The sequence below is a fragment of the Streptomyces sp. NPDC059010 genome (assembly GCF_042740355.1).
In the GTDB taxonomy this organism is placed as follows: domain Bacteria; phylum Actinomycetota; class Actinomycetes; order Streptomycetales; family Streptomycetaceae; genus Streptomyces.
In genome coordinates this window covers 1-6,076 of sequence record NZ_JBHYJA010000021.1, presented here as the reverse complement: position 1 = coordinate 6,076, position 6,076 = coordinate 1, and the positions used below count along the sequence as shown (strand labels likewise).

Below are 6,076 nucleotides of genomic sequence, written 5' to 3'. Positions count from 1 at the left end.
TGGGCCCCTCGCCCGGGGCCCCCACCACAATCGCCGAGCCGCCGCCTCGCCGTACCTTCTCGGCGGCGGCCAGCCACTTGCCGTTCGGCAGCCGCTGCACACCGGTCGCCGCGCCGATCTCGGCGTTCTGCCGGAAGCCGTGCCCGATCGCCTCCAGCTGCGCCTTCAACGGACTGTTCCACAGGCCCGGTTCGAGCTCGGTGGTGGTCTGGTTGCGCTGGCTGGCACGCGGCGCGGCGATCGCGTCGACCAGCGGCAGACCTCGGTCGAGGAACCCGGTCAGCGTCTGCAGCACGGTGGTGATGATGGTGGCACCGCCCGGCGAACCGAGCGCCACGACGGGCTTGCCGTGCTGGTCGAGCACGATCGTCGGGGACATCGACGAGCGCGGCCGCTTGCCCGGGCCGGGCAGGTTCGGGTCGTGGACGGCCGGGCTGGCCGGGGTGAACGAGAAGTCCGTCAGCTCGTTGTTGAGCAGGAAGCCACGGCCCGGGACGGTGATACCGCTGCCGCCGGTCTGCTCGATGGTGAGGGTGTAGGAGACGACGTTGCCCCACTTGTCGGCCACCGTGAGATGGGTGGTGCTGTCGCCCTCGTACGTCGTCGGGGCCGCCGCCCCACTGGCGTCGCAGGCCGCCGGGTTACGCGGATCGCCCGGCGCGACCGGGCTGGTCAGCGCCGCGTCGTCCTTGATGAGGCACTCCCGCGAGTCTGCGTACCGCTGCGACAGCAGCTCCTTCGTCGGTACGTCCTCGAAGGCGGGGTCGCCGACCCAGCGCCCACGGTCGGCGAACGCGATCCGGCTGGCCTCGATGTAGCGGTGCAGGTACTGGACGTCGCTCGCCTTCGACAGGTCCGTGTGCTCCAGGATGTTGAGGGCCTCGCCGACGGTCGTGCCGCCGGAGGACGAGGGCGCCATGGCATAGACGTCGAGTCCGCGGTACGACGTCTTCGTGGGCGCCTGCGACCTGGTGCGGTAGGTCGCCAGGTCCTTGGCGGACAGGTCGCCGGGGCGGGCCTTCCAGCCGGAACCGGGGTCCACGGGCGGGTGGTTGACCGTGTCGACGATGTCCTCGGCGAGGTCGCCCCGGTACAGCGCGCCCACGCCGTTCCTCGCCAGCTCCGCGTAGGTGCGGGCGAGGTCGGGGTTCTTGAAGGTGGAGCCGACGGCGGGGAGCGCGCCGCCCGGCAGGAACAGCTTCGCGGTGTCCGGGAAGTAGCGGAACCGGGTCTCGTTGGCGGCGGTCTGTGAGCGGAAGGTGTCGTCCACGGTGAAGCCGTCCCGGGCGAGCCGCTCGGCGGGCTTCAGCAGGGTGCCGAGCCGCTGGCTCCCCCACTTGTCCAGCGCCTTCTGCCAGGTGGCGGGCGTGCCCGGGGTGCCGACGCTCAGACCGCTGCTGACGGCCTCGGCGAACGGGATCGCCGTGCCGTTCTCCGTGAACAGGTCGGAGTCGGCGGTCAGCGGCGCGGTCTCACGTCCGTCGATGGTGCGCACCGTACGGGACGCCGCGTCGTAGTAGACGAAGTAGCCGCCCCCTCCGATGCCGGCCGAGTAGGGCTCGGCGACGCCGAGCGCGGCGGCCGTGGCGACGGCGGCGTCGACGGCGTTGCCGCCCTTGCGCAGCACCTCGATGCCCGCGGCCGTGGCGTCGGGGTCGACGCTGGCGACGGCTCCGCCGTAGCCGACGGCCACGGGGACCTTCTCGGCGGGGCTGCTCGATGCGGCGGGCGGCGCCGCCGCTCCCACCGACACCACGGCGGCCGTTACCGCCAGGACCGACAGTTTCCGCGCGACAGGGCGACGCATCCGCACCTCCAGTCAGGGACCGTTCGCGCAGCCTATTCGATCGGCATGCCCTCGTCAGGAGCGCGCCCGCACCTGTCTCGGTCACCGGTCTCGGTCACCTGTCTCGAACAACGGTTTGCGTTCGCCCGCTACCATGCGCGCCCATGAATGACGACGTACGCAACATCGTCCTGGGCGTGGTCGCGGCCGGTATCAGTGCCGCGCTCGGCTGGCTGGCCCGCACCTACCTGTGGAAGCGCCGGCTGCGCCGCAAGCAGGCGTTCTTCGGACTGCCCGACAACGCCGAGTCCCTGCTGGTGGTGAACCGCGGGGCCGGCGGACCCGAACTGACGGTGATGCGTTACGACGTGTTCGCGCTGCTCGAACTGGCCGCCCTGATCAAGGACTGCAACGCCCACGCGCAGATCATCGCGCACGACGCGGCCCGCCAGGGCTTCGGCGAGCGCACCGAGTTCTGCGTCGGCGGCCCGGCGTCGAACCGCCGTATGACGGCCCATCTCGCCTCTCTGCTGCCCGGTGTGCGGGTGAACGTCGACGCCGAACCCGGCCCGGACCGGGGCGCCTTCCAGATCGGCTCCGAGCGCTACCGGGTGGAGGTCGGCAAGGAGGAGTACGCGCTGCTCGCCCGGCTCACCGTCGGCGACAGTCAGAGCACCCGGCCCGTCTTCCTGTTCTGCGGTCAGACCGCCATAACCAACCAGGCCGCCACCCGCTACCTCGCGCGCCACCATGAGCGGCTGTCCCGCAAGCACGGCAACAACACGTTCGCGCTGCTGCTGAAGGTGGTCAACTCACAGGCGTACGGGCCGGATGTGGTGGAGCTGGTCGCGGACGTGACACGGGCGGCGCAGGCACCGGCGCCGACACCCGCGGCTCCCCGCAACAGCCACCGAGCCTCCTGAGGTCCATCACATTCCGGTAATCGTTACTGGCACGTAACTTACCGACGGGTTACTTGCGGTAAGGGGCCACGGTTACCGTCGGGTCACTTTGCACTGACACGAGTAGGGAGTGACCCGTGGGACATCCTCGCAAGGCCCTGCGTACGACCGCCGTGGGCGCCGTCTCCGCGACCCTGGTCGCCGGTAGCGCCCTCGGGCTCGCCCCCGCCGCCCAAGCGGCCCCGAACAGCGTCCGCTTCGTCGACATCAGCGGCGACGGCGGCACCACCCTCAAGGCGAACGTCGTCACACCGGCCGGCGCCGACGGCACGCACCGCTACCCGCTGCTCGTCATGCCCACGAGCTGGGGCCTGCCCCAGGTCGAGTACTTCGCGCAGGCCCAGAAGCTCGCGGACACGGGCTATGTCGTGGTCAGTTACAACGTGCGCGGCTTCTGGCAGTCGGGCGGCGAGATAGAAGTGGCCGGCCCGCCCGACATAGCCGACGCGTCCAAGGTCATCGACTGGGCGCTCGCCAACACCCCCGCCGACGCACAGCACGTCGGCATGGCGGGCGTCTCGTACGGCGCCGGCATCAGCCTGCTGACCGCCGCACATGACAAACGGGTCAAGGCGGTCGCCTCCCTCAGCGGCTGGGCCGACCTGATCGACTCGATCTACTCCGGCCGCACCCAGCACGTCCAGGCAGCCGCGGTGCTCGACGGGGCGGGCCTCGTCACCGGCCGGCAGAGCGCCGAACTCCGGCAGACCTTCGACGACTTCTACGCCTCCAACCTGTCCAAGGAACAGGACATGATCAACTGGGGGAAGAAACGTTCTGTCGCAACATATGTGGACCAGCTCAACAAGAACGGCGCCGCGGTCATGATGGCCAACGGCTGGGGCGACACGGTCTTCCCGCCCAACCAGTACGCGGACTTCTACGAGAAGCTGACCGTCCCCAAGCGACTGGAGTTCCGGCCCGGCGACCACGCCACCGCCGAACTGACCGGCCTGTTCGGTCTGCCCAACGACGTCTGGACGGACACCGAGCGCTGGCTCGACCACTACCTCAAGGGCGAGGCCAACGGCATCGACCAGGAACTGCCGGTCCGGCTCAAGTCCCGCTCCTCCGGCGGCTACGAGGGCTACCCGGACTGGAAGTCGGTCGGCGCGACGAACCGGAAGATCGACCTCGCGGGCTCGACCACCATCCACACCAACGTCAACTCGGGGGCGGACGGCGGGATCGTCTTCCTGTCCAGCATCCTCGACCAGGTGGCCCAGCTGCCGCCGGTGGCCTCGATCCCGCTGATCCCCCGGTTCTGGGCGGGCGTATGGCAGTCGGAGAAGTACGCCACAGCCCAACGCGTGCGCGGCACGGCCAAGTTGCACACCACACTGACCCCGACCAAGGAGAGCGGCACCCTCGTCGCCTACCTCTACGACGTGGGCCCGCTCGGCCTCGGCAAGCTGGTCAGCAACGCGCCGTACACCTTCCACGGACGTACGCCCGGAAAGCCGTTCACCGTCGACCTGGAGCTGAACTCCACGGCCTACGACGTCCCGGCAGGGCACCGACTCGCCCTGGTCGTCGACACGGTCGACCCGCTCTACATCGAGCACAACCCGTCCGGCGCACGGCTGACCTTCTCCTCACCGGCGAACGACCCGTCGTACGTGTCGATTCCACTGCGCGAGCAGTGATCTCCGGCCGGCGCCGGGCGGGTATGGCTCTATGACTGCTGCCCCCAGCTGCCCCTGGTCCCAGGGGCGGTGGGGGGATCCCCACCCGGCAGCAGCGTCCCTGGTCGTGGCCGGGGCCACCGCCACGGCCTTGGGGACGGACGGACCATCGTAGTCGAGGTCGGACACGGCGAGGATTCGGGCGTGGAAAACGCCGTCGGTCTCGGCATGGGTCGTGCTCTCCGCTCAGTGGTGGAGGATCTTCGACAGGAAGTCCTTGGCGCGATCGCTGCTGGGGTTGGTGAAGAACTCTTCGGGGCTGCGGTCCTCGACGATGCGGCCGTCGGCCATGAACACGACGCGGTTGGCGGCCGAGCGGGCGAAGCCCATCTCATGGGTGACGACGATCATCGTCATGCCGTCCTCGGCGAGCTGACGCATCACCTCCAGAACCTCGTTGATCATCTCGGGGTCGAGCGCGGAGGTGGGCTCGTCGAACAGCATCACCTTGGGGCCCATGGCGAGGGCCCGGGCGATCGCCACACGCTGCTGCTGGCCCCCGGAGAGCTGTGCCGGGTACTTGTCCGCCTGGTCGGCCACGCCGACCCGCTGGAGGAGCTCCTGGGAGCGTTTGTCGGCGTCCTCCTTCTTGCGGCCGCGGACCTTGACCTGACCCAGCGAGACGTTCTGCAGGACCGTCCTGTGGGCGAAGAGGTTGAACGACTGGAAGACCATGCCGACTTCGGCGCGCAGCCGGGCGAGCGCCTTGCCCTCCTCGGGCAGCGGCTGCCCGTCGAGCAGGATCGTGCCGGACTGGATGGTCTCCAGCCGGTTGATGGCCCGGCACAACGTCGACTTCCCGGACCCCGAGGGGCCGATGACGACGACCACCTCCCCCTTGCCGACGGTGAGGTTGATCTCCTGCAATACATGCAGGTCACCGAAGTACTTGTTGACGTCACGCAGCTCGATCAGTGGTTCGCCAGCCATGCCCAGCCCCAGTCGCCTTCAGCTGTGTAGCGGTTGCCGCAACCTATCCGGGCAAGAGTTTACTTAACGCACGACACGCACTTTTCGGACATAAGCCGTATTTACGCCGTTTTTATGTCAAACCAAATCCGCGGGGTCACGCCTCCGCGACCTCCGCGTACAGCTGCGACAGCTCGGGCACCCCGTTCGCGGCCCACTCCCGCCCCGAGGTCACGACGTCGAACTCCCGCCCGGAGGCGAGCCGCACCACCGGCTGGCCGTCCGGCCAGAGCCCCCACACGGCTCCGGGCACGGTCCGCACGATGACGGTGCCGAGATACAGACCGGCATCGGTGCCCAGCCAGGGGAGCACCTCCTCGTCGTCCCGCCAGCGCGGCAGCAACTGGTCGAGCGCCTCCAACGACGCCGCGCTGTCGTCGAGTCGGATCCCCGCCCGGGACGCGTGGGAGCGCAGGAGTTCGCACTCGGAGAGCAGTTCGGCGATGCCCTCGGCGTCGAGGGCCCCGCGCTTCTCGGGCCGGTGACCCAGAAAAGGGATCTTCATACGTCAAGCGTGTCATTCGTACCGGCGTACGCACCACAGGCGCGCGGACGGACGATTCGGGTCGAGTTCACGCCGACTTAGAACTCCTAACGAAATGATCTTCAAGGTGGTTGGATCACTCCGGACCGATGATCCGGAGGTGTGGGGTGGCTCGGCGGAAGCCGTGGGA

5 protein-coding genes are annotated in these 6,076 nt (G+C 69.2%); 2 read left to right on the top strand and 3 right to left on the bottom strand.

The window, feature by feature from the left end:
* Window positions 1-1,807: gamma-glutamyltransferase (gene ggt / locus ACFWYS_RS23255; RefSeq protein ID WP_384772108.1), on the bottom strand; the 1,807-nt coding region annotated here is incomplete at its 3' end.
* 143 nt (window positions 1,808-1,950) lie between these two features.
* Here ggt and ACFWYS_RS23250 point away from each other — a divergent pair.
* Both ACFWYS_RS23250 and ACFWYS_RS23245 read left to right on the top strand, forming a co-directional pair.
* Window positions 1,951-2,709, top strand: coding sequence for a hypothetical protein (locus tag ACFWYS_RS23250; protein ID WP_384772105.1), 759 nt, complete (start codon window positions 1,951-1,953; stop codon window positions 2,707-2,709).
* Between the two features lie 116 nt (window positions 2,710-2,825).
* Window positions 2,826-4,394, top strand: coding sequence for a CocE/NonD family hydrolase (locus ACFWYS_RS23245; protein WP_384772104.1), 1,569 nt, complete (start codon window positions 2,826-2,828; stop codon window positions 4,392-4,394).
* Window positions 4,395-4,619: 225 nt separating this feature from the next.
* Here ACFWYS_RS23245 and ACFWYS_RS23240 read toward each other — a convergent pair whose 3' ends face one another.
* Entirely contained in the window at window positions 4,620-5,363 is a 744-nt protein-coding gene (locus ACFWYS_RS23240) for an amino acid ABC transporter ATP-binding protein (protein ID WP_384772101.1), read from the bottom strand.
* Between the two features lie 136 nt (window positions 5,364-5,499).
* Window positions 5,500-5,907: a DUF6278 family protein gene (locus ACFWYS_RS23235; protein ID WP_384772098.1), complete on the bottom strand. Its 408-nt coding sequence runs from the start codon at window positions 5,905-5,907 to the stop codon at window positions 5,500-5,502.
* Between the last annotated feature and the right edge of the window lie 169 nt (window positions 5,908-6,076).